Genomic DNA, 23,222 nt, shown 5'->3' with positions numbered 1-23,222 from the left:
TCTTACGAAAGGCGCGGGATTCGCCGCGGGTCGCAACGGGAACGCCATACTTCGACATGCGATCGGGGACGAAGCTGCGCCGGGCGAAGGTCGGCGTCATCGCCGTTTTCCTCATCCACGCCGTGGTGTTCTCGTCGTGGGCGGCCCACATCCCGCGGGTGAAGGCCGAACTTGGCCTGTCCGACGCCGCGCTGGGGACGGCCCTGTTCGGGGCGCCGCTCGGCTCGGTCGCCGCGACGGTCCTCTGCCACTGGGCGCTGCCCCGCTGGGGCAGCCGCCGCCTGGTCCGCCTCACGCTCGCGGGCTACGCCGCGGCCGGGACCACGGTCGGCCTGGCCGGTTCCGGCGCGGCGCTGTTCGCCGCGCTCGCGCTGTGGGGCTTCTTCCAGGGGGCGCTGGACGTCGCGATGAACACCCAGGCCGCCGCGGTCGAGCGGCTGGAGCGGGCGCCGATCATGGCGCGCTTCCACGGCATGTGGAGCGTCGGCGCGATGCTCGGCGCTTTGCTCGGGGCCGCGTGCGTCGGCGCGGGGATCGGGCTGACGCCCCAGCTGGCCGTCGTCGGGATGCTCGTCCTCATCGGCGGGGAGGCGCTCACCCGCCACCTGATCGCCGACGCGGAGCCCGGGTCGCCGGGGGCGGTGCGGACCGGCCGGAGCTGGATGAACCCGACCGTGGCGATCCTCGCGGCGGTGGCGTTCGTGTCCTTCCTGTGCGAGGGCGCCGCCACCGACTGGTCGGCCACCTATGTGCGCGACGTCGTCGGCGCCGGCGTGGGCGTCTCTGCGCTGAGTTACGCCGCCTACACGTGCACGATGGTCGTCACCCGGTTCGGCGCGCTGCGCCTGCACGCCCGGGTGCCGGGCCGCCGACTGTTGCCGGCACTGGCGCTGGTCGCCGCGACCGGCATGAGCGCGGCGCTGGCGACGGGTGCCGCGGGCGCCGCCGTCGTCGGGTTCGCCTGCCTGGGCGCCGGCGTGGCGCTGCTGGTGCCGAGCGCCTTCAGCGCGGCCTACTCGGCCGGCGCGGCCGGGTCGTCGATCGCCGTCGTGGCCGCCACCGGATGGGTCGGCTACCTGCTGGGGCCGCCGCTGATCGGCCACCTGGCCGGGCGGTTCGGCCTGTCGGTCGCGCTGGTGACGATCCCGGTGATGATGACGATCGTGGCGATCGCCATCCGCTGCAGCCCCGCCTTCGACCCGCTGGCCGCGCCTAGCTGAGGTCCCACACCGGCAGCCGCGTCCCGGCGGCCACCTCGACCACGTCCTCCGGGATGTCCAGTAACCCGTTGGCCGACGCCAGCCACCGCAGGTGATGCGACGCCGGGGGGCCGTAGCTGATCACGGTGCCGGCCCCGCGGTCGAGGATGGCCCGACGGAACTGGCGCTTGCCGCGCGGCGATGTCAGCGACTCGGCCAGGACGGCGTCCCGGTGTGGTCGCTCGGCGTCGGGCAGCCCCATCGCGCGGCGCAGCGCGGGCCGGATGAACACCTCGAAGGAGACCAGCGCGCTGACCGGGTTGCCGGGGAGGGTGACGATTGTGGCGCCGGCGACCCGCCCGATGCCCTGCGGCATCCCGGGCTGCATGGCCACCTTGACGAATTCGACGCCCTGGTCGCCCTCCCGGCCGAAGGCGTCCTTGACGACTTCGTAGGCGCCGGCGCTGACCCCGCCGCTGGTGATGATGAGGTCGGCGTCCGGTGCGTACCGGTCGATTAGCGCGCTGAACTGCGCGACCTCGTCTTCGGCGGTGGCCACGGCCGTCACCTCCGCGCCGGCCTCGCGCACGGCGGCCGCGAGCATGACCGAGTTGGACTCGTAGATCTGGCCGGGCCGCAGCGCGTTGCCCGGCGCGACCAGCTCCGACCCGGTGGACAGCACGAGCACCCGCTGGCGGGGAGTCACCCGCAGCTCCGCCATGCCGAGCGCCGCCACCAGGCCCAGCACCGCGGGCGTCACGACCTGGCCGCCGCGCAGCACGGTGGTCCCCGCCGCGACGTCCTCGCCCGCTCGCCGGATGTGCTTGCCGGCCTCCCGCGGCTGCCGGATCGCGACCTCGTCCACGCCGCCGTCGGTGTCCTCGACCGGCACGATGGCCGTGGCCCCGGCGGGCACCGGAGCCCCGGTCATGATCCGGTGCGCGGTCCCCGGCCGCAGGGCGAGCTCGTCGGTGCGCCCGGCGGGGATGTCCTCGGCCACCGGCAGGACCACCGGCCGCTCCGGCGTCGCGCCGGAGGTGTCCTCGGCGCGGACCGCGTAGCCGTCCATCGCGGAGTTGTCGAAGACCGGCAGGGCCAGCGGCGCGACCACGTCGCCGGCCAGGACGAGGCCCAGGGCGTCGGCCAGCGGGACGGCGACGGGCGGGCGCGGGCGGATCAGCCCGCTTACGACACGCTGATGTTCATCGACTGAGCGCACCCGGCCATTATTCGCCCGTCACTCGAACCGGATGCCGGTGAGTTCTTCGGAAACCGCCCAGAGCCGGCGCTGCAGTTCCTCGTCGTGCGACTGCGCGCTGGATTCCACGAGCTTGGGCTGGCCGCGCTGCTCGAGGAAGCCGCTGGGGCCGTAGTACTGCCCGCCGCGCACGGCGGGATCGGTCGCCGCGCGCAGCGTCGGCAGCGCGCCCATCGCCGGGCTTTGGAACAGCACCGGCCCGAGCACCGCCTTGAGCGGCTGGAAGATGCCGGGCAGGTTGCGGGCCAGGTCGGTGTTGGATCCGCCGGGGTGGGCGGCCACGGCGATGGTCTTCGCGTCGGGACAGGCCGCCAGCCGGCGCTGCAGCTCGTAGGTGAACAACAGGTTGGCGAGCTTGGACTGCCCATAGGCGGCGATGCGGTCGTAGCGGTGTTCGGATTGCAGGTCGTCGAAGTGGATCGCCGCACGCAGCCGGTGGCCGAGGCTGCTGACGGTCACCACCCGCGAACCGCGCACCGGCAGCAGGTGGTCGAGCAGCAGGCCGGTCAGCGCGAAGTGGCCGAGGTGGTTGGTCCCGAACTGCAGCTCGAAGCCGTCCTCGGTGGTCGACTTCGGGGTCCACATCACGCCGGCGTTGTTGATCAGCAGGTCGATGCGCGGGTAGGCCTCGCGCAGCGCGGCGGCGGCGGACCGCACGGAGTCCAGCGACGACAGGTCGAGCCGTTGCAGCGTGACGTCCGCGCGCGGACTGGCCGCCACGATGCGCGACAGGGCGGCGTTGCCCTTCTGCAGGTCGCGCACCGCCAGCACGACGTGCGCGCCGCGGAACGCGAGGACGGCCGCCGTGTGATAGCCGATGCCGGTGTTCGCACCCGTGACGACGACGACGCGGCCGCTCTGGTCAGGCACGTCGGCCTCCGACCAGCCGGGCTTCTCGATGGCGGTTGCAGCCATGGTCCAAAAATACCCATCCGGCTGCCCGGACGGGTGCAAGGTGGCCGATCCCGAACTCCGCGCAAAGCTGACGCCGGCCTACCCGGTCAGCTGGAAGCGCCGTGGCTCGCGTGCGCGAACTACTTCCGCCGCCCCAGCGGCAAGGTTGTCACCCAGTTGCCTTACCGCGGACGGACTTTCTCCGAGCGCACCCGCGAGCCGGTCGACGGCGACTACCGCTTCGGGCGGTAGCGGCCGCCGGGTGGCCCGGCTGCTGCGCGGTCCTCGCGAAATATCCCGCCCGCCGCCGGGGGAAGCGCGGTTCCCCCTTCAGGCGTTCACTCGCTCGGATCGGGGCGCTCATCGCCATGTCGATTTTCTGCCGCAAGTTGGCCGCGGCCCGCTTCGAGCGCTTCTTCGCCGGCACGGCCACACCCTACGCAGCATTCCGGGCGGCCGGGTTAATGCACCCAGAAATTGTCGTGGCGGACAAACCACTCGCGCCGCTCGTCGTCGGTCATGTCGGCCAGCTCGGCAAAGCCCTCGAAGTAGGCCTCCCGCGGAGCGCCCGGCGCGAAGAGCATCAGAATGGACGCCGGCTCGTTCGCCCCGTTGCGGAAGCCGTGTACCCCACCGGGCGGCACATAGAGGAAGTCGCCCTGATGGCCGTCGACCCAGTCGCTGCCGTCGTAGAGCTTCATCGTCCCGGACAGCACGAAGAACGCCTCGGACATCGCGCGGTGAAAGTGCGGCCCGGGCCCGCCGCCGCCCGCGGGGATGTCGACCCGGTACAGCCCGTAGTCGCCGTCGGTGGCCCGTTGGTCGGCCAGGTAGTGGTACTTGACGCCCCCGGTTTCATAGTCCGGCGGTGAGTCGGCCCGCTTGAGCCAGGCGCTGACTTCCGGCCGGTCCTTGGTGTAGCGCGGTGGGGGATAGGGCGGCACGACCAAGGACATGCGTCCAGCCTGCCAGCTAGCATCGCCGATGTGGAGGGTCCGGCGACCGAAGAGAGCGTGCGGGTGCGGCGACTCCTCAATGCCGAACGCCAAGCGGCGCAACTGTTCGACGAGATCGACCGTCGCGCCATGGTCCGCCCCGGCGTCGGCGAGCGGGAACTCTCCGATGAGATTCAGCGCCTCGCCGCCGACCTGTTCGGCGTGACCCGGCACTGGCACCGGCGGATCGTGCGGGCCGGCGAGAACACCCTGCAGCCGTTCGCCGAGCGTCCGCCGGACCGGGTGATCGCCGCGGACGACATCGTCTTCCTGGATCTGGGCCCGATCTTCGAGGAGTGGGAGGCCGACTTCGGCCGTACCTTCGTGCTCGGCGGCGATCCGGCCAAAACGGCCGTCCGCGACGCGCTTCCGCGGGTGTGGCAGGCCGGGCGCGGGTACTTCCACGAGCACGAGGGCGTGACGGGCGCGGAGTTGTTCGACTTCGTGGTCGGTGTGGCCCACGCCGAGGGCTTCGAGTGGGGCAGCCCGATCGCGGGCCACCTGGTGGGCGAGTTCCCGCACCGCAAGATCGCCGGTCCCGGCCGGCAGTGGTACATCATGCCCGGGTCGGGCAGGCCGATGCGCCGCACCGATCCCGCCGGCCGGGTCTGCCACTGGATCCTGGAGATCCATTTAGTCGATCGCGCCCGCGGTTTCGGTGGCTTCTACGAGCAGCTGCTCGACCTGCCCTGACCCCGGCTCGTCAGTCGACGGGGTAGGTCACGCCCGTGAGCTGTTCGGAGACCTCCCACAGCCGCCGCTGCAGCTCGGCGTCGTGGGACTTGTTGCTCGAGCCCACCACCTTCGGGTAGCCACGGGTCTCGGCGAACCTGTCGGGGCCGTAGTACTGGCCGCCCAGCACCCCGGGGTCGGTGGCGGCGCGCAGCGTCGGGAGCGCGCCCATGGCCGCGTCCTGCGCGATCACCGAGAAGAACACGTTGACGAGCGGCCGGAACGCCGTGGGCGTGTAGCGGCCCAGTTCGGTCTTTGACCCGCCGGGGTGGGCGGCGGCGGCGATCGTCGTGCCGTGCGGGGCGAGCCTGCGCTGCAACTCGTAGGTGAACAGCAGGTTGGCCAGCTTGGCCTGCCCGTAGGCCGCGACCCGGTTGTAGGAGCGCTCCCACTGCAGGTCGTCGAAGTGGATGTCGGCGAAGATCCGGTGGCCCATGCTGCTGACGGTCACGACCCGCGACCCGGGGACCGGCAGTAGCCGGTCCAGCAGCAGTCCGGTGAGCGCGAAGTGGCCCAGGTGGTTGGTGCCGAACTGCATCTCGAAGCCGTCTTTGGTGGTCTCCTTCGGCGTGTACATGACGCCGGCGTTGTTGATCAGGAGGTCGATGCGGTCGTGCGCCGACCGGAGCTGCTCGGCGGCCGCGCGGATGGATTCCAGCGACGTCAGGTCCAGTTCCTGCAGGGCGACGTCGGCCTGGGGGCTGGTGGCCGCGATCCGCGCGGCGGCGTCCTTGCCCTTGTCGAGGTTGCGCACCGCCAGCACGACGTGCGCCCCGTGGGCGGCCAGCGCCAGGGCGGTTTCGTAGCCGAGGCCGGTGTTCGCGCCGGTGACGACGGCGACGCGGCCGGTCTGGTCGGGAATGTCCGAGGTGGTCCATTTGGCCATGAGGGGCTCCTCAACTAGTAAGCTAAACGGGGCGATCGCTCCGGTTGATCCCGACTATACGGAACGAACGCCCCGTTTTGTCAACCGATGGGTGGTGAACACTTGGCCGAACCCGCCCGGCGGTTGCGCGCCGACGCGGCGCGCAACCGCGCCCGCGTGCTGGAAGTCGCGTACGAGACCTTCGCGGCCGACGGATTGTCGGTGCCGATCGACGAAATCGCCCGCCGCGCCGGCGTCGGCGCCGGGACGGTGTACCGCCACTTCCCGACGAAGGAATCGTTGTTCGCGGCGGTCATCGCGGACCGCATGCGGCATCTCATCGACGAGGCGCGCGGCCTGCTGGCGAGCGAAGGGCCGGGCGAGGCGCTCTTCACGTTCCTGCGCGCCACCGTGTTGCGGTGGGGCGCGACCGACCGCGGCCTGGCCGACGCCCTGGCGGGGCTGGGCATCGACATCGAGACGGTCGCGCCCGACGCCGAAAAGGCGTTCCTGGACATGCTCGCGGACCTGCTGCGCGCCGCCCAGGAAGCGGGAACGGCGCGGCCGGACGTCGGCGTCCGCGAGGTGAAGGCGCTCCTCGTCGGCTGCCAGGCGATGGAGGCCTACAACCCCGCGCTGGCCGCGCAGGTGACCGACGTCGTCATCGACGGTTTACGCGCCAAGCGATAAGGCCCGACTCTTCTTGCACTCGGCATAGGCGAGTGCTAAGAATGACGTTGGCACTCGCGACCGTTGAGTGCTAGGTCGGGACGGTGAGACCAGTCTGGTCGTCCGTCGCGGGCACTGCACCCGGCCAGCGTAAGTAATGGTGGCCCGCACGTGGTCACCAGGAGTCATCCCCAATCCGGAGGAATCACTTCGCAATGGCCAAGACAATTGCGTACGACGAAGAGGCCCGTCGCGGCCTCGAGCGGGGGCTCAACGCCCTCGCCGACGCGGTAAAGGTGACGTTGGGTCCCAAGGGCCGCAACGTCGTCCTGGAGAAGAAGTGGGGCGCCCCCACGATCACCAACGATGGTGTGTCCATCGCCAAGGAGATCGAGCTGGAGGACCCGTACGAAAAGATCGGCGCAGAGCTGGTCAAGGAAGTTGCCAAGAAGACCGACGACGTCGCCGGTGACGGCACGACGACGGCCACGGTGCTCGCCCAGGCGCTCGTCAAAGAGGGCCTGCGGAACGTCGCGGCCGGCGCCAACCCGCTGAGCCTCAAGCGCGGCATCGAGAAGGCCGTCGAGAAGGTCACCGAGACCCTGCTCAAGCAGGCCAAGGAGGTCGAGACCAAGGAGCAGATCGCTGCCACCGCGGCCATCTCGGCCGGTGACCAGTCGATCGGCGACTTGATCGCCGAGGCGATGGACAAGGTCGGCAACGAGGGCGTCATCACCGTCGAGGAGTCCAACACCTTCGGCCTGCAGCTCGAGCTCACCGAGGGCATGCGGTTCGACAAGGGCTACATCTCGGGTTACTTCGTGACCGACGCCGAGCGTCAGGAAGCGGTCCTCGAGGACCCCTACATCCTGCTGGTCAGCTCCAAGGTGTCGACGGTCAAGGACCTGCTGCCGCTGCTGGAGAAGGTCATTCAGGCCGGCAAGCCGCTGCTGATCATCGCCGAGGACGTCGAGGGCGAGGCCCTGAGCACCCTGGTCGTGAACAAGATCCGCGGCACCTTCAAGTCGGTGGCGGTCAAGGCCCCCGGCTTCGGTGACCGCCGCAAGGCGATGCTGCAGGACATGGCGATCCTCACCGGTGGTCAGGTGATCAGCGAAGAGGTCGGCCTGTCCCTGGAGAGCGCCGACGTCGCGCTGCTCGGCAAGGCCCGCAAGGTCGTCGTCACCAAGGACGAGACCACCATCGTCGAGGGCGCCGGTGACACCGACGCGATCGCCGGGCGGGTGGCCCAGATCCGCAGCGAGATCGAGAACAGCGACTCCGACTACGACCGCGAGAAGCTGCAGGAGCGCCTGGCCAAGCTGGCCGGCGGTGTTGCGGTGATCAAGGCCGGCGCCGCCACAGAGGTGGAGCTCAAGGAGCGCAAGCACCGCATCGAGGACGCGGTCCGCAACGCCAAGGCGGCCGTCGAGGAGGGCATCGTCGCCGGTGGTGGCGTGGCCCTGCTGCACGCCGCCCCGGCCCTGGACGAGCTGAAGCTCTCCGGTGACGAGGCGACCGGCGTCAACATCGTGCGCGTCGCGCTCGAGGCTCCGCTGAAGCAGATCGCCTTCAACGGTGGTCTGGAGCCTGGTGTGGTGGCCGAGAAGGTCCGCAACTCGCCCGCCGGAACCGGCCTGAACGCCGCGACCGGTGAGTACGAGGACCTGCTCAAGGCCGGCGTTGCCGACCCGGTCAAGGTGACCCGTTCGGCGCTGCAGAACGCGGCGTCCATCGCGGCGCTGTTCCTGACGACCGAGGCCGTCGTCGCCGACAAGCCGGAGAAGGCGGCCGCTCCCGCGGGCGACCCGACCGGTGGCATGGGCGGCATGGACTTCTAGAAAGTCAACGAGAGAGCCCGGCTTGCCTTGCGCAAGCCGGGCTTTTTCGTGCGCCGAGCGTGGGGCCCAGGTACGTCCACACCTCGAATTTCGTCCACAGGCCCCACGCTCGGCGCATACATGGCGGGGCGGTGGCAGCGAACATGCCGGCATGCACCCGTTTCTCGGCAGCGAAGCGCTGAGCGGCGGCGCCCTCACCCGCAACCAGTTGCGCACCCGCTATCGCCCGGTGTTCCGCGATGTGTACATCGCCCGCGACGTGGAACTGACGGCGGACCTCAAGGCGCGGGCCGCGTGGCTGTCGACGGGTGCAACGCTGGCCGGCGTGTCGGCCGCCGCGGTGCTCGGCACGAGATGGCTCGACGGCGCCGCCCCCGCCGAGATCGCCCGCGCCGACCGGCACGCTCAGCCCGGCATCGTCGTCCACAGCGATCGGCTGGCCGATGACGAGGTGCACATCAGGCGGGGAATGCGCCTGACGACCGCGGCGCGGACCGCATTCGACATCGGCCGCCGCCTGCCCGTCACTAGGTCGGTACCGGTCCTGGACGCGTTGCTCAATGCGACGGGCATCAAGCCGGTGGACGTCGCCGCAGTGGCTGACCGGCACCCCGGGACGCGTGGCGTCCGGCGGCTGCGCGCCGCGCTCGGCGTGGCTGACGGCGGGGCGGCGTCGCCGCAGGAGACCAGGCTGCGACTCGTGCTGGTCAATGCCGGACTGCCCAAGCCGGAGACGCAGATCGAGTTCCGAGAGCTGCGGATTCGGGTCGACATGGGCTGGCGCGAGTGGCAGGTGGCCGTCGAGTACGACGGCATCCAGCACTGGGTGGACCGTTATCAGCGGTCGTGGGACATCGAGCGAATCGCGCTGCTGGAAGCGGCCGGCTGGTGTGTGGTCAGGGTGAGCGCCGAGATGCTGGCACGCCGGCCCGAGGCGATTGTCGAGCGGGTGGCCACGAAGCTCCGCGAGCGTGGGGCCTTTGGATGAGATCCGGCCCCGGGACGTCCACAGGGCCCACGCTCGGCGCAGACGTCAGGCGGGCAGGGAGAACACCACGCAGTCGTGCAGGCAGCCCTTGGCCGCCTCCGGGGAGTCGGGGTCGGCGTCGCGGTGCAACAGCGCGCGGCTCGGGACGACGTTCAAGCGGCCGGCGTCGTCACCGGAGACTTCGGCCGCACCGTCGACGATCAGCGAATACCCACCGGGCTCGCGCGGCGGCCACAGCAGCGTGACCTCGGCGCGCCGTGCCAGGTTCTCGCGGGTGCGGCCGCCGATGGCCCCGACGTCGAGCACCGAGCCATCGCGCAGTCGCGGCTCAACGGTCACCGTGTGCACGCGATAGCCGTCGTCAACGGTGATCAGATACGCGAACGGGTAGTCGGGGAGGGCGGCGGCGAGCCGGTCCAGGTCGACCTTCTTCTTGGCGCGCATGGCTTCGAGGATAGGCCGCTATTCGGGGAGGAACGGCTCCCTGGTGCCCGGGGTCGGCGCGTCCGGCGTCCGGTCCTTGGGGAAGAAGCCCGAGCTGGGAATGCCGGGCTCGCGGGTGACCGCCGGGTTGCGGAAGGCCGCGTCGTTCGCCGCGGGGACGACGGGCCCGGGGGCCGACGTCGTGGTGCGCAGGGCGGGCGGGATGGGGGTGGGCCCGCCGGCCGCCGCTGCGACGCCCGCCGCCGCGCCGCGCGACTCGAGGGTTCCGGCGATGGCGCTCGCGTCACCCGGTCCGCCGAGGGTCGGGGCCGCCGGCGGGTTGAGCAACGCCTGCGACGAGAGGCTGCCGGTGACGCCGCCGGTGTTCGCGACCGAGTTGAGCAGGCCCGAGCTGAGATTGGCCGCACCCGCGCCGCCGGTGAGGTAGTGGGAAGCGGTCAACGGGGTGGACTCCGCGGCGCCGGAGGCGGCCAGACCGTTCTCCTGGAAGAAGCCGGTGTTGGCCGTGCCGGAGTTGAAGAAGCCGGTGTTGACCGTCCCCGAGTTCAGTACGCCGGTGTTGGACAAGCCGGCGTTGCCGATGCCCAAGTTCCCCGAGCCGGAGTTGAAAAAGCCGATGTTGTTGTTGCCGGAGTTGAACAAGCCGATGTTGCCGGTCCCGGAATTGAAACCACCGAAGCCGATTTGGTTATTGCCGGTCAATCCGATGCCGAAATCGTTGTTACCGGTATTGCCGAAGCCGAAGTTGTTATTGCCCAGGTTGCCAAAGCCGAAGTTATTGTTGCCGGAGTTTCCGGATCCGACGTTCTGGGTGCCGCTGTTGCCCATCCCGAAGTTCGACCCACCGGGCGTCAACGGCACCGGGCCCCAGCTGATCTGCCCATTGCTGAACGAGAACCCGAGCTTTTGCAGGGCCTCCTGCCATGGCGCCAGCTGCGCGGCGGCGTTCGACGCGTCGGCGTGGTATCCGAACATGGCCGCCACGTCGGCGGCCCACATCGCCTCGTACGCGGCCTCGGTGTCCATGATGGCGGGGATGTTGAACCCGAACCAGTTGGTGGCGGCCAGGGCCTGCACTAGCGCGCGGTTGGCCGCGACCACCGCCGGTTGCACGGTGGCCGCCAGGGCGGCCTCGAAGGCTCCCGCGATGGCCGCGGCCTGGGTGGACGCAGCCTCGGCCTGGGCCGCGGCCGCGGTCAGCCAGGTCACGTACTGGGTGGCGACCTGCATCATCGCCGTCGCCGACGCGCCCTGCCACGAGCCGTTGACGAGATCCGAGGTCACCGAGAAGAACGACGATGCCGACGAGGCCAGATTCTCGGCCAGCCCGTCCCAGGCTTCGGCCGCAGCAAGCAGCGGCGCCGCTCCCGGACCGGCGAAGATGAGTGCCGAGTTGATTTCTGGCGGCAACCACGCAAAATGCGGGTTCGTCACTGACCCAACTTAACCGGGATGGGTGGCCCTTCGTGGCGTTATCGGGCAGGTACGGGAATGGGTCGTCGTCCCCGTACCAACTTGCCCGGACGGGCGTCGGTGGGGATGCCATTTTCGGCGATTATTGCGCCGGAAACGACCGTTGTCACGTATCCGTCGGCGTTTTGGTCTAAGCGGCGGCCGCCGGCGGGCAGATCGTAGGAGATGACCGGCTTGTGCAGGCGCAGGGCGGCATGGTCGATGACGTTCAGGTCGGCCTTGTACCCGACGGCGATGCGGCCGCGGTCGCCGAGCCCGGCGACGCGGGCCGGCGCGGACGTCAGCTCGCGGACGGCCTCGGCCACCGTGAACCGGCCCGCCTTCCGGTCGCGGGCCCAGTGCGTCAGGAAGTACGTCGAGTAGCTGGCGTCGCAGATCATCCCGTAGTGGGCGCCGCCGTCGCCCAGACCCAGGACCACGTCGTCGCGGTGCAGGAGTTTGCCGACGGTGTCCAGGGAGTTGTTCGGCAGGTTGCTGGTCGCGACCAGCAGGGTCGCGTGGCCGTCGTCGTCGAGCAGCCGGTCGTAGGCCTCCTCCATGGGGCTGACGCCGCGCGCCCGCGCCCGGGCGGCGATGGACGTCGACGGGTCGGGCTCGTAGTCGGGCACGTCGCCGAGCGGGTAAATCCAGTCCCACGCCTGCGCCACGTACAGGATGGGGTGCCCGTGGCCCGGCTTGTCGGCCAGGATGCGGGCGCGCACCTCGGGCTTGCGCATCTCGGCGACCCGCTCGGCCAGCGGCAGGTGCGCGATCTCGCGGTAGCTGGGATACAGCACGAACGGGTTGGCGCTCAGCTCCAGCCCGATGATGAGCCCGATCGGCCGGGGCAGCAGCTGCGCGGTGACCCTGGCCTCGCCGCCCGCGTTGGTGTTGGCCTTCTCGACCATCGTGATGGCGTCTTCCCACGTCGGGTCGCCGGAGTTCGCCACGACCAGCGTGAACGTCACCGGCAGCCCGACGTCCTCGGCGACGTCGAACACCGTCTGGAGCACCGGCTGGTAGCCGCCGGCCGGAATGTCCGGCACGAACTGCAGCAGGCCGCCGCCGTCGACCACGCCCCGGGCGATCGCCTCGATCTCCTCACGGGCGGCGTCGTAGCTGGGGATCGGCGAGCCGCTCTCCGTCTTGTGGATGGTGAGCCGCGACGACGCGAAACCCAGGGCGCCCACCTCGATGGCTTCCTTCGCCAGCGCCCGCATCTTCGCCAGGTCATCGGCGGTGGCCGGCTCGCGGTCCGCCCCCCGCTGACCCATCACGTACACCCGAAGCGGGGAATGAGGCAGGTAGGCGGCCACGTCGATGTCGCGCTTGCCCGCCTCCAGCGCATTCAGGTACTCCGGGAACGTCTCCCAGGTCCACGGCAGACCGTCGGTCATGACGACGCCCGGAATGTCCTCGACCCCGGCCATCACGTCGACCAGGACGTCGTGGTCGGACTGGCGGCACGGCGCGAAGCCGACCCCGCAGTTGCCCATCACCACCGTGGTCACGCCGTGCGCGGACGACGGCGTGAGGCGCTCCGACCAGATCGCCTGACCGTCGTAATGCGTGTGGAGGTCGACGAAGCCGGGCGTGACCAGCAGCCCGGTCGCGTCGATCTCGCGGGCGGCGCCGCCGGAGTCGATCGAGGGACCCACCGCGGCGATGACGCCGTCACTCACCGCCACGTCGCCGACGTACGGCTCACCTCCCAGCCCGTCGACGATGGTGCCGTTGCGGATGATCAGGTCGTAAGCCATCCCAACAATTTACGACCGGTGGCGGGGTCGTGCCAGGCGCCGGCTGTCCGTACTGTCGCAGGTATGGCAAGCCCCGACCAGACCGTGCAGGAACTGCTCCGCGACGCGTTCACCCGGCTGATCGAGCACGTCGACGACCTCACCGACGGCTTGACCGACGAGGTGTCCGACTACCGGCCCGCCCCCGGCGCCAACAGCATCGCGTGGCTGCTCTGGCACAGCGCGCGGGTGCAGGACATCCAGCTGGCGCAGGTCGCCGGGGTCGAACAGGTGTGGACCCGCGACGGATGGGTCGACCGGTTCGGCCTGGACCTGCCGCGCAACGACACCGGATACGGGCACGGGCCCGACGAGGTGGCGAAGGTGCACGGGCCCGCGGACCTGCTGTCCGGCTACTACCACGCCGTGCACAAGTTCACGCTCGAATACGTCGCCAGCGTGACCGCCGACGAGCTGGCCCGCGTGGTCGACGACAACTGGGATCCTCCGGTGACCGCCAGCGCCCGGCTGGTCAGCATCATCGACGATTGCGCCCAGCACCTCGGTCAGGCCGCGTACGTGCGGGGAATTCGCTAGGTTCGCGCGGTGCGGTTTGCGGTGGCGACGGTGCTATGGTTCGCCGCCACGGTCGCCCTGGCCGCGGCGATCCCCGCGGCGTGGGCCCAGCTTCACGTCGTCGACTCCGACGGCTACGCCGCGCTGGCCCGCGAGGCGGCCGGCGACCCGGCCCTGCAATCCGCGATGGCGTCCGAACTGACCACCCGCGCCATGGCGCTCGCCAACCAACGGGGCGCCCGCTACGCGCTCGACGTCTCGGAGGTGCACGCCGCCGCCAGCGCCTTCACCGCCGGCCGCGCGTTCCCCGCGCTGTTCGCCCAGGCCAACCGGGCGGTGCACAGCTGGCTGTTCACCGACCCGGGTGCCGGCTTGGGTGGCGAACCGTGGGTCATCGACCTCGCCCCGATGCTCAAGGACGGCGCCATCGCGGCGCTGCTGAGCCGCCACCACGTGACCGTCCCCGATACCCTGGCGGTCCCGGTCACCGAGTCGCTGCCGCGCTCGTGGCGGCAGGGCCGGCTGAGCCGGTTCGCCACCTGGGGGCCGTGGGCGAGTGCGGGCGCGGCGGCGCTCGCCGGTTGCTGCGCGTTGCTGACGTTGGCCGCGGCGCGCAGCCGCGGCAAGGCGCTCAGCAGCCTGGGGGTGTCCGCGCTGCTCGTCGGCGCGGTGGGTTGGGCCGGGATCGAGGTGGGCCGTGGATACGTCAACGGCGCGCTCAACCTGACCACCGGCGACCTGCGCGACATCGCCGACGTGATGATCGGGCACGCCGAGGTCGGTTTGCACCACTGGCTGAACCTGACGCTGGTCGCGGGCGGAGCGCTGGTGGGAGTCGGCGTCCTCGCCGCGGTCGCGGCTGGCCTGCGCCGAAAGCCGGCGGACGGGACGGCTAGCCGAACGTGAACGAGAAGACCTGCAGGCCGGGGCTGACCTGCAGGTCGAGCTGGTCGCGGCCCGCGGCGGGGTCGGCGACGACCTGATGCAGGGTGGGTGGGCCGCCGATCGCCGTCGTGGTGGTCTTCCCGCCCCGGTTCGCCGTGATCGTCCCGGTGCCGCCGACCACGACGTAGACGTCCTTGGCCGTGTAGTTGAGCCGGATGGCGGCGCCGGGCCCGTCGGCGGTGGCGCCCTGGTCGTCCAGCGTCCACCGGCCGGTTAGGGCGAACCGGTCGTCGGGCAGTGTCGCGGGGTAGCCGAACGTGGCGGTGCCCTTCTTGTAGTCGGCGCCGCCGCCGTAGTTGACGGCCCGGTCGACGCCCAGATAGGTCTCCGGGGTGAGCCGCGTGCGCGGGGTGGTGTCCTCGGTGTGCGTCGCGCCGGGGAGGCGTGCGTTCGGGTTGGCGCTCGTGAGCAACTCGCGGATCAGCCTCTCGGTGACGTCGTAGTCGCCCTCGCCGAACTTGGTGTGCCGGACCGTCCCGTTGGCGTCGATGAGGTACTCGGCCGGCCAGTACAGGTTTCCGAAGCTGTTCCAGGTCGCGTAGTCGTTGTCCAGCGCGACGGGGTAGGTGATGTGCAGGTCCGCGGCGCCGCTGGCGACGTTCGCCGGGACCCGTTCGAAGGCGTACTCGGGGGTGTGCACGCCGATGACGACGAGTCCGTCGTCGCGGTAGCGGTTGTACCAGTCGACGACATGCGGGATGGCGCGCTGGCAGTTGATGCACGAGTACGCCCAGAAGTCGATGAGGACGACCTTGCCGCGCAGGGACGCCGGTTCGATCGGCGGGGTGTTGAGCCACTGGGTGATCCCGGTGATCGGGGGCGCCTGGCCGCACCGCTGCAGCTGGTCGGCACCGTCGGTGCAGTCGGCGAGTTGGCCCTTGGGTCCGGGGTTGAGCTCGTGGCGGATGTTGTTCGCGCCGATCCCCCGCTGCATGGCGGTCGTGTAGTCGGGGACGGCGCGCTGCAGCACCGCCGGCAGGTTGAAGACCAGCGCCACGGCCAGCACGATCATCGCCACGCCGCCGGCGACCTGGATCGCGCGTTGCCGGCGGCGGAACGCGGCGACGCGTTCGGTCACGCCCCGCCCGGCCAGCGCGAACGCCAGCAGCGGCAGCGCCGTGCCGACCGCGAAAGTCGCGGTGAGGACGAGGATCGGCACCCCGATCGATGCGGTGCCGCCGGCGACCACGATGGCCGCCAGCACGGGGCCCGCGCAGGGCACGTACAGGGCGCCCAGGGTCAGCCCGAGACCGAATCCGCTTCGGCCGCTTTTCGTTTCCCGCAGCGGGATGCGAGCAAACGGCCGCTCGACCAACCGCTGCAGCGGCGGGAAGATCAGGCCCAGGCCGATCACGGTGAGCGCCACGAGCGCAGCCCAGCGGATCGCGTCCTGGGGCAGGTGCAGCGCCGAGAGCAGGCTCGAGCCGGCCAGGGTCACCACGCTGAAGCTGCAGACCAACCCGGCGATCACCAGGTACGGGCGGGAGGCGGGCGTCGCGTCCTTGCCGCCGCCGACGCCGACGCCGACGCCCGAGAAGAACACCACCGGGAGCACCGGGAGGATGCACGGCGAGATCCCGGTGATCAGGCCGCCGAGGAACCCGATCAGGGCGATGGTCTGCATGACTACCGGTTTAGTCGCTCAGTGCGAACGACGAGTCCCGCGGCTGTGGTTCGGCCGGCCGGGCGGGGATCCGTGGCGGCCGGGATCGTACGCGTATGGGCCACCAGAACCAGCGGCCGAGTAGTGCGGCGATGGAGGGGGTCATGAATGCGCGCACGATGAGGGTGTCGAAGAGTAGGCCGAGGCCGATGGTGGTGCCGACTTGGCCGATGACGCGTACGTCGCTGACGATCATGGAGGCCATGGTGAAGGCGAACACTAGGCCGGCGTTGGTGACGACTTTGCCGGTGCCGCCCATTGATCGGATGATGCCGGTTTTGAGGCCGGCGTGGATTTCTTGTTTGAACCGTGAGACCAGCAGCAGGTTGTAGTCCGAGCCCACGGCCAGCAGCACGATGACTGACATGGCCAGCACCAGCCAGTGCAGTTGGATGCCGAGGACGTGTTGCCAGACCAGCACCGAGAGCCCGAATGAGGAGCCCAGCGAGACCGCGACCGTGCCGACGATCACCGCGGCGGCCACCAGTGCGCGGGTGAGGATCAGCATGATGATGAAGATCAGGCACAGCGAGGAGATGCCGGCGATGACCAGGTCCCACTTGGCGCCCTCGGAGATGTCCTTGAACACCGCGCCCGTGCCGGCCAGGTAGATCGTGGCGTCTTCGAGTGGGGTGCCCTTGAGTGACTCCTCGGCCGCGGTGCGGATCTTGTCGATGCTGGCGATGCCCTCGGCCGAGGCGGGGTCACCGCGATGCAAGATGATGAACCGCGCCGCGTGCCCGTCGGCGGACAGGAAGTTCTTCATGGCGCGTTTGAAGTCGGCGTTGTGGAACACCTCCGGCGGCAGGTAGAACGAGTCGTCGTTTTTGGCCGCGTCGAACGCGTGGCCCATGGCCGTGGCGTTGTCGCTCATCTGGTCCATCTGGTCGAAGATGCCCGACATGGTGCTGTGCATCGTGAGCATCATGGTCCGCATGTTGACCATGGTCTCGATCATGGTGGGGAACTGCGCCACCATCTGCGGCATCAGCCGGTCGAGCTCCTTGATGTCACCGACTAGGACGTTGAGCCGCTCGTCGATCTCGTCGACGCCGTCGAGCGCGTCGAAGATCGCCCGGATCGACCAGCAGAGCGGGATGTCGTAGCAGTGCCGCTCCCAGTAGAAGTAGCTGCGGATCGGCCGGAAGAAGTCGTCGAAGGTGGAGATCTCATCACGTAGCTGGTTGGTGATCTGCTGTATCTGTTCGGTGTCGCCGACCATCTTGTGCGTGACGCCCTCCAGCCTGGTCATCAGGTCGTACATGCGCTGCATCGTGGTGATCGTCCGGGTCATCTCGTCGGCCTGCTTGAGCAGGTCGTTCATCCGGTCGCGCTGGTATTTCATGTTCTGCAGCTGACCGGCGTTTTGCATGCTGATCTGAAACGGGATCGACGTGTGGTCCATCGGCGTCCCGTCGGGCCGGGTGATCGCCTGCACCCGCGAGATCCCCGGCACCCGAAACACGCCCTTGGCGAGCTTGTCGAGCACCAGGAAGTCGGCGGGATTGCGCAGGTCGTGATCGGACTCGATCATCAGCAATTCCGGCTTCATCCGGGCCTGGGAAAAGTGCCGGTCGGCGGCCAGGAACCCCTCGTTGGCCGGGATGAAGTCCGGCAAGTACTCGCGGTCGTTGTAGTTGGCCTGGTAGCCGGGCAGCGTGAGCAGCCCCACCAGGGCGACCGCGCAGGTCACCGCCAAGATCGGCAGCGGCCAGCGAACCACCGCGGTCCCAACCCGCCGCCAGCCGCGGACCTTCAGCAGCCGCTTGGGGTCGAACAGGCCGAACCGGCTGCCCACCGTCAGCACCGCGGGCCCCAGCGTCAGCGCCACCGCCACGGCCACCAGCATCCCCACCGCGCACGGGATGCCCAGGGTCTGGAAGTACGGCATGCGCGCGAAGCTCAAGCAGAACGTCGCCCCGGCAATGGTCAACCCCGAACCCAGGATGACATGCGCCGTCCCCCGATACATCGTGTAAAACGCGGCTTCCTTGTCCTCGCCGGCCTGCCGGGCCTCCTGGTAGCGCCCAATGATGAAAATCCCGTAATCGGTGCCCGCCGCGATCGCCAACGACGTCAACAGCGACACCGCAAACGTCGACAACCCGATCAGGCCGCTATGCCCCATCAACGCAACCGCCCCACGCGCCGCGGTCAACTCGAAACCCACCGTGACCAGCAACAGCAAGACCGTGACGATCGACCGGTAGACGAACAGCAGCATGATCAGGATGACCGCGACGGTCGTCAGGGTGATCCGCACCATCGACTTGTCGCCGCTGTGGTGCAGGTCCGCGGCCAGCGCCGACACCCCGGTGACATAAGCCTTCACCCCCGGCGGCGCCGGCGCGCCGTCCACGATCTTGCGGACCGCCTCCACCGAATCATTGGCCAGCGGCTCCCCCTGATTACCCGCCAAGTTCACCTGGACCGTCGCGGCCTTACCGTCGTTGCTCTGCGCGCCCGCCGCCGTCAGCGGATCACCCCAAAAATCCTGGATGCTCAGCACGTGCGTCTTGTCCGCCCGCAGCTTGCGGATCAACACGTCATAGAACCTATGAGCGTCGTCGCCCAGCGGCTTGTCCCCCTCCAACACCACCACCGCCGAGCTGTCGGTCTCCCCTTCCTGGAAGGCGTGACCGATGCGCTTCAGCGCCACGAACGACGGCGCGTCGGTCGGGCTCAGCGAGACCGACCGCTCCTGCCCGACCACCTCCAGCGAGGGGACGAGGACGCTGATCGCGACGGCGACGCCGACCCAGAACAAAATGATCGGCACCGCGAAGGTATGGATGAGACGCGCGAACAGCGGCCGCTCGGCGTGCGGAGCGGGGGCGCTCACGCGGACTTCACCAGGCAGAACGTGTACGCGTTGACCTCGTTGGAGATCCGCTCGGCCTTCACCACGTCGTCCACCGTGATGCGGCACCCGATGCTGTCGCTATTGCCCTGTGCCACAAGGTTTCCCATTACGGCGGCCTTGTCCGTGGTGATGCGCAGGGTCCACGGCAACGGGGCTTGGTCCACCCGTTGCGGATCGGCGTTGACGTCGAAGTAGCTGATGTCGGCGACCGTACCCGCGGGCCCGAACACCTCGTAGGTGATCCGCTTGGGGTTGAAGGGCTTGGGGTTCTGCAGGTTGCTGTCGGCGTACGACTCCCGCTTGCCGGAACCGAAGTAACCGTGCACCCGGTCCACGATGAAGCCCCCGACGGCGACCACAGCCAGGACCACCAGCGGGATCCAGAACCGCGACAGAAACCTGAAAATCTCCCGTCCCCTCACCGCTTGGCAGTGCGCCGGCGGACGGTCCGGCCGGCCGCTCGAATGTGTCGGCTACGGAGGGCGGCGCCGCCTCGCGGCGCGCGCGACACGGCCCCCAAGGCAGCCAAGGCTTGCCTAAGTAAACCATGTCCGTGTGGCCGCCCGGACCGGACCGTCGACGCTTCCGTTGCGCACCCAGGAGTGTAACGCATATCACGTGCGTAACGGAGGCGTTACCGTGCGCAATATCCGCATGACGCTGCCGCCGCAGGGCTCACCGCCGACGGGTTCCGGCTGCGCCGCGCTACTGAGTCAGGAGGCCGGGCGTTCTCGACCGTGCATTCAGGGACTCGACTGTGCAACCCAGAACGCGAATCATCCGATACTTCCGCTCTCAAAGCGCACTTGACGCCCGGAATGCACACTCAAGCTTCTGCGCCGGGAAAGCTAGGACCAGTTCCAGACTGACATGTCGCCCTTGGGGTACTGGTCGCACACGTCGGTGGACTTGGCGACGACACCCTTGTTGTTGAAGAAGATCTTCATGTGGTTCGGCCAGGCGAACCACAGCGGGTCGCCGCCGGAACCCAGGGGCGGGTAGAAGTTCTCCGAGTAGTTCCGGCGGTCCGCGGCCGACAGCGAGTAGAACCAGTGCGCCTTGTCGATCGTCGCCTGCTGGACGTTCGGGTGGTTGTTGAAGTCGATCATGTACCGCTGGTAGTACACCGGGCTGGTGTCCCGGGTGGCGGCCAGGATCTGCTCGGCGTCGCAGTCGGTGTTGATCATCCGGCGTGGGATCGGGAAGTCTTCCGTCGAGTCGGCCCGAGCGGTGCTGGGCAGGGCCGTGGCGGCAACGCCGAGGGCGAGGAAAAGTGCGCCTGCACGCAGGCTAGAAATCAGCCGAGACATAGTTGTAACCGTAGCACTTCCCGGCCCCGAAGTAGAGCCCGAGCGCCAATTCGTAGCCCAGCTCACTATCCTTTCTGATCAGGGATGATGACGTGGCTCGGGTCGGGTCGCAGCTCCGGCGGCGCCTGCCGCGGGACTCGGCCGGCGTGATGAACTCGAGGGCGTCGGGGGTGTTGCGCATCAGTCCGTCGAGGATCCCGCCCAGGGTCCGGGTGCTCGCCCCGCCCGTGTTCTCCTAGGCCTGGTTCACGATCAGCTTCTGGGCCTGCAACTGCGACAAGGGGATTCGCGACAGCTCGGCGGCGATTTCGGCGACGCGCAGCACGATGACCTTGACCGCGGGGTCCCGCTCGCCGTGTAAGGCAGGGTCTCGAAGTCGGGCATAGCCGGGCGGCCTACGGGTCGGGCTGGCGGTCTTCCGGGTTCGAGGCGTAGATGCGACCGTTGATCTTGAGGTAGGGAGTCATCAGGTAGGCCGAGCCCACGATGATGGCGGTGAAGAAGGCCGCGGCGAGGATGGCGTTCGGCCAGAGCTTGCCCACCCCGACCGCGAAGCAGACGACGCCGAGCGCCGACGTCGTCCAGTAGTACCGTCGGCCCGCGCGGCGGTGCGAGATGTAGCGAAAGCGCGCCTGGGTCGCCCCGGCCGCGATGCAGATCAAGCCGGTCACCAGCAAGGTGAGTTCGATGCGTTCGGTCGCGGACACGTCGATGATCTTAGGTTCTGTCGGGCCGGTTTATCGGGGCGCGCCCAGCATCCGCCACAGGAACGAATAGGTGAGCGCCGACTTGAAGGCGACCTGCTCGTTGTCGGCCGCGCCGGCATGGCCGCCCTCGATGTTCTCGTAGTAGAAAACCCGGTGACCCGCGGCTTGAAGGGCGGCGGCCATCTTCCGGGCGTGGCCCGGATGCACCCGGTCGTCGCGGGTCGACGTGGTGAACAGCACGGGCGGATACTCGCGGGTCGCCGAAATGTTGTGGTAGGGCGAGTATTCGGAGATGAACGCCCAGTCGTCGGGGTTGTCGGGGTCGCCGTATTCGGCCATCCACGAGGCGCCGGCGAGCAGGAGGTGATAGCGCTTCATGTCGAGCAGCGGCACGCTGCACACCAGCGCCCCGAACTTCTCGGGGTACTTCGTCAGCATGATGCCCATCAGCAGGCCGCCGTTGCTGCCACCCTGGGCGCCGAGCTGCGCGACGTCTGCGATGCCGCGGTTCACCAAATCGGTTGCCACGGCGGCGAAGTCCTCGGCCACCTTGTGCCTGTTCCCGCGCATCGCCTGCGTGTGCCAGCCCGGTCCGTACTCGCCGCCGCCGCGGATGTTGGCCAGCACGTACGTGCCCCCGCGGGCCAGCCACAACCGGCCCATCACCCCGCTGTAACCCGGCGTGTTGGCGGACTCGAATCCCCCGTAGCCGTACAGCAGGGTGGGGCCCGGACCGTCGGCGTCGTTGGGGCGCACCACGAAGTAGGGGATCGGTGTGCCGTCCTCCGACGCGACGAAATTCTGCGTGACCGAGAACCTTTCGCCGTCGAAGAAGGAGGGTGCGGATTTGACCTGCTCGAGCCGGAGGTCGCCGGCGGCGCGCATCAGCCGCGACGGCGTGACGAAACCGCTGGAATCGAGGAAGAATTCGTCACCCAGGTCGTCGGCCGCGGCGACGACGGTGTTGGTCGCGGCCGGAACGCCCGCAAGCGGCTTACGCTTCCAGTCTCCCGGTGTGGCTACCTCGACCCGGCTGGCGACGTCGGCCAGGGTGACGATCAGCAGGCGGTCCCTGGTCCAGGCGTACTGGTACAGGGCGGTGTGCTCGTCGGGTTCGAAGACGACGCGAAAGTTCGCCGTGCCGGAAAGGAACTCCTCGTAATTCGCCGCAAGCAACGAACCCGCTCGATAGCTCCGTTCGCCGAGGTACCAGTCGGTGCGCAGCTCGACGAGCAACCATTCGCGGTGGATCGACACGCTGGAGTCGGTGGGCGTGTCGATGCGGATGAGTTCCGGGCCGCGAAGCTCGTAGACCTCTTCGTTCCAGAAGTCGACGGCGCGGGACAGCAGGATGCGCTCGAATCCGGGCGTCCGGTCCACCGCCACCGTCACCATGACGTCGTCGGGGGCGCCCTCGAACACCGTCTCCGCGGCGCTCAGCGGGGTGCCCCGGCGCCATCGCTTGATCACCCGCGGATACCCGGAATTGGTGAGCGTGCCGGGTCCGAAGTCGGTGCCGACCATGGTGGTGTCGGGATCGGCCCAGGAGATGTAGGATTTGGCCTCCGCCAGCGCAAACCCGTCGACAACGAATTGCCTTGTGGCCATGTCGAACTCCCGGACGATGGTCGCATCCGAACCACCCCGGGACAGCCCGATCAATGCGCGGGTGTGGTCGGGTTCGATCACCCGCGCGCCTCCCCACACCCACTTCTCGCCGTCGGCGCGGCCGAGCTCGTCGACGTCGATCAGCACGTCCCAGTCCGGGGAGTCGGTGCGGTAGCTGTCCAGGGTGGTGCGTCGCCACAACCCGCGCGGGTTCTCGGCGTCGCGCCAGAAGTTGTACAGGTATTCGCCGCGACGGGTTACGTACGGGATCCGGGCGTCGGTGTTGAGCACCTCGAGCGCCTCGGCGCGCATGCGCTCGAACTCCGGGCCGCCGAATTCGGCGAGGGTCGGTTCGTTGCGCGCCCGCACCCAGTCCAGTGGCTCGTCGCCGGTGACTTCTTCCAGCCACAGGTAGGGGTCGTCGGGGGAGGCGGGGGCTTGCGACGTCATGGAGCCATTCTGTCTCCGGCGGTA

General features: G+C 69.3%; 20 protein-coding genes and 1 pseudogene. 7 read left to right on the top strand and 14 right to left on the bottom strand.

What is annotated here, in order from left to right; genetic code table 11:
- The first annotated feature begins 56 nt into the window (after positions 1–56).
- On the top strand, positions 57–1,220 hold the full coding sequence (locus SKC42_RS03710) for an MFS transporter (RefSeq protein WP_330962943.1): 1,164 nt from the start codon (positions 57–59) through the stop codon (positions 1,218–1,220).
- Here the strand turns inward: SKC42_RS03710 and moeA are convergent.
- The 3 genes from moeA to SKC42_RS03695 all read right to left on the bottom strand — a co-directional run bounded on the left by moeA (position 1,213) and on the right by SKC42_RS03695 (position 4,307).
- Positions 1,213–2,418 (bottom strand): molybdopterin molybdotransferase MoeA, encoded by a 1,206-nt coding sequence (gene moeA, locus SKC42_RS03705; protein WP_330962942.1) that lies wholly within the window; start codon positions 2,416–2,418, stop codon positions 1,213–1,215. The two genes, SKC42_RS03710 and moeA, sit on opposite strands and share 8 nt — an antisense overlap.
- Positions 2,419–2,436: 18 nt before the next feature.
- Positions 2,437–3,372, bottom strand: coding sequence for an SDR family NAD(P)-dependent oxidoreductase (locus tag SKC42_RS03700; RefSeq protein ID WP_330962941.1), 936 nt, complete (start codon positions 3,370–3,372; stop codon positions 2,437–2,439).
- Between the two features lie 440 nt (positions 3,373–3,812).
- On the bottom strand, positions 3,813–4,307 hold the full coding sequence (locus SKC42_RS03695) for a cupin domain-containing protein (RefSeq protein ID WP_330962940.1): 495 nt from the start codon (positions 4,305–4,307) through the stop codon (positions 3,813–3,815).
- A 30-nt stretch (positions 4,308–4,337) separates the two neighbouring features.
- On the opposite strand from SKC42_RS03695, the gene SKC42_RS03690 reads away from it, so the two are divergent.
- Complete coding sequence (locus tag SKC42_RS03690; RefSeq protein ID WP_330962939.1) at positions 4,338–5,039, top strand: M24 family metallopeptidase; 702 nt, start codon at positions 4,338–4,340, stop codon at positions 5,037–5,039.
- Between the two features lie 10 nt (positions 5,040–5,049).
- On the opposite strand, the gene SKC42_RS03685 is transcribed toward SKC42_RS03690, so the two are convergent.
- A complete protein-coding gene (locus tag SKC42_RS03685; RefSeq protein WP_330962938.1) occupies positions 5,050–5,964 on the bottom strand; it encodes an SDR family NAD(P)-dependent oxidoreductase in 915 nt (304 codons plus the stop codon).
- Positions 5,965–6,066: 102 nt separating this feature from the next.
- Here SKC42_RS03685 and SKC42_RS03680 point away from each other — a divergent pair, with 102 nt between their 5' ends.
- From SKC42_RS03680 to SKC42_RS03670, 3 genes are all read left to right on the top strand, one after another.
- Positions 6,067–6,633 (top strand): TetR/AcrR family transcriptional regulator, encoded by a 567-nt coding sequence (locus SKC42_RS03680; protein ID WP_330962988.1) that lies wholly within the window; start codon positions 6,067–6,069, stop codon positions 6,631–6,633.
- Between the two features lie 194 nt (positions 6,634–6,827).
- Positions 6,828–8,453 (top strand): chaperonin GroEL, encoded by a 1,626-nt coding sequence (groL, locus tag SKC42_RS03675; protein WP_330962937.1) that lies wholly within the window; start codon positions 6,828–6,830, stop codon positions 8,451–8,453.
- Between the two features lie 151 nt (positions 8,454–8,604).
- Positions 8,605–9,441 (top strand): endonuclease domain-containing protein, encoded by an 837-nt coding sequence (locus SKC42_RS03670; protein WP_330962936.1) that lies wholly within the window; start codon positions 8,605–8,607, stop codon positions 9,439–9,441.
- 45 nt (positions 9,442–9,486) lie between these two features.
- Here SKC42_RS03670 and SKC42_RS03665 read toward each other — a convergent pair whose 3' ends face one another.
- Genes SKC42_RS03665 through SKC42_RS03655 form a run of 3 tightly spaced genes read right to left on the bottom strand, consistent with a single transcriptional unit; the run spans position 9,487 to position 13,097 of the window.
- Positions 9,487–9,885: a pyridoxamine 5'-phosphate oxidase family protein gene (locus SKC42_RS03665; RefSeq protein WP_330962935.1), complete on the bottom strand. Its 399-nt coding sequence runs from the start codon at positions 9,883–9,885 to the stop codon at positions 9,487–9,489.
- 18 nt (positions 9,886–9,903) lie between these two features.
- The gene (locus tag SKC42_RS03660; RefSeq protein ID WP_330962934.1) at positions 9,904–11,319 is read right to left on the bottom strand and encodes a PPE family protein; all 1,416 of its coding nucleotides are present in this window, start codon (positions 11,317–11,319) and stop codon (positions 9,904–9,906) included.
- Between the two features lie 38 nt (positions 11,320–11,357).
- Positions 11,358–13,097, bottom strand: a complete 1,740-nt coding sequence (locus tag SKC42_RS03655) for an N-acyl-D-amino-acid deacylase family protein (protein ID WP_330962933.1) — start codon at positions 13,095–13,097, stop codon at positions 11,358–11,360.
- Between the two features lie 63 nt (positions 13,098–13,160).
- Here SKC42_RS03655 and SKC42_RS03650 point away from each other — a divergent pair, with 63 nt between their 5' ends.
- Together SKC42_RS03650 and SKC42_RS03645 are read left to right on the top strand one after the other, a co-directional pair.
- Entirely contained in the window at positions 13,161–13,673 is a 513-nt protein-coding gene (locus SKC42_RS03650; protein WP_330962932.1) for a mycothiol transferase, read from the top strand.
- A gap of 9 nt (positions 13,674–13,682) precedes the next feature.
- Positions 13,683–14,558, top strand: coding sequence for a hypothetical protein (locus SKC42_RS03645; protein ID WP_330962931.1), 876 nt, complete (start codon positions 13,683–13,685; stop codon positions 14,556–14,558).
- On the opposite strand, the gene SKC42_RS03640 is transcribed toward SKC42_RS03645, so the two are convergent.
- From SKC42_RS03640 to SKC42_RS03610, 7 genes and pseudogenes are all read right to left on the bottom strand, one after another.
- Positions 14,545–16,221, bottom strand: a complete 1,677-nt coding sequence (locus tag SKC42_RS03640; RefSeq protein ID WP_330962930.1) for a cytochrome c biogenesis protein DipZ — start codon at positions 16,219–16,221, stop codon at positions 14,545–14,547. The genes SKC42_RS03645 and SKC42_RS03640 overlap by 14 nt on opposite strands.
- 10 nt (positions 16,222–16,231) lie before the next feature.
- A complete protein-coding gene (locus SKC42_RS03635) occupies positions 16,232–19,102 on the bottom strand; it encodes an MMPL/RND family transporter (protein WP_330962929.1) in 2,871 nt (956 codons plus the stop codon).
- Positions 19,099–19,545 (bottom strand): MmpS family protein, encoded by a 447-nt coding sequence (locus tag SKC42_RS03630; protein ID WP_330962928.1) that lies wholly within the window; start codon positions 19,543–19,545, stop codon positions 19,099–19,101. Before SKC42_RS03630 ends, SKC42_RS03635 begins: the two co-directional genes overlap by 4 nt.
- 426 nt (positions 19,546–19,971) lie before the next feature.
- The gene (locus tag SKC42_RS03625; protein ID WP_330962927.1) at positions 19,972–20,433 is read right to left on the bottom strand and encodes a DUF5078 domain-containing protein; all 462 of its coding nucleotides are present in this window, start codon (positions 20,431–20,433) and stop codon (positions 19,972–19,974) included.
- A gap of 65 nt (positions 20,434–20,498) precedes the next feature.
- Positions 20,499–20,752, bottom strand: a pseudogene (locus SKC42_RS03620) (crotonase/enoyl-CoA hydratase family protein); the annotation flags it as partial.
- 76 nt (positions 20,753–20,828) lie between these two features.
- Entirely contained in the window at positions 20,829–21,140 is a 312-nt protein-coding gene (locus SKC42_RS03615) for a hypothetical protein (RefSeq protein ID WP_330962926.1), read from the bottom strand.
- Between the two features lie 30 nt (positions 21,141–21,170).
- On the bottom strand, positions 21,171–23,198 hold the full coding sequence (locus tag SKC42_RS03610; protein WP_330962925.1) for a prolyl oligopeptidase family serine peptidase: 2,028 nt from the start codon (positions 23,196–23,198) through the stop codon (positions 21,171–21,173).
- Positions 23,199–23,222: the final 24 nt, after the last annotated feature.

Source organism: Mycobacterium sp. 050134 (assembly GCF_036409085.1).
Classification (GTDB): domain Bacteria; phylum Actinomycetota; class Actinomycetes; order Mycobacteriales; family Mycobacteriaceae; genus Mycobacterium.
The sequence above is the reverse complement of the archived record's forward strand: the minus strand, read 5'-3'. Positions and strand labels throughout refer to the sequence as shown.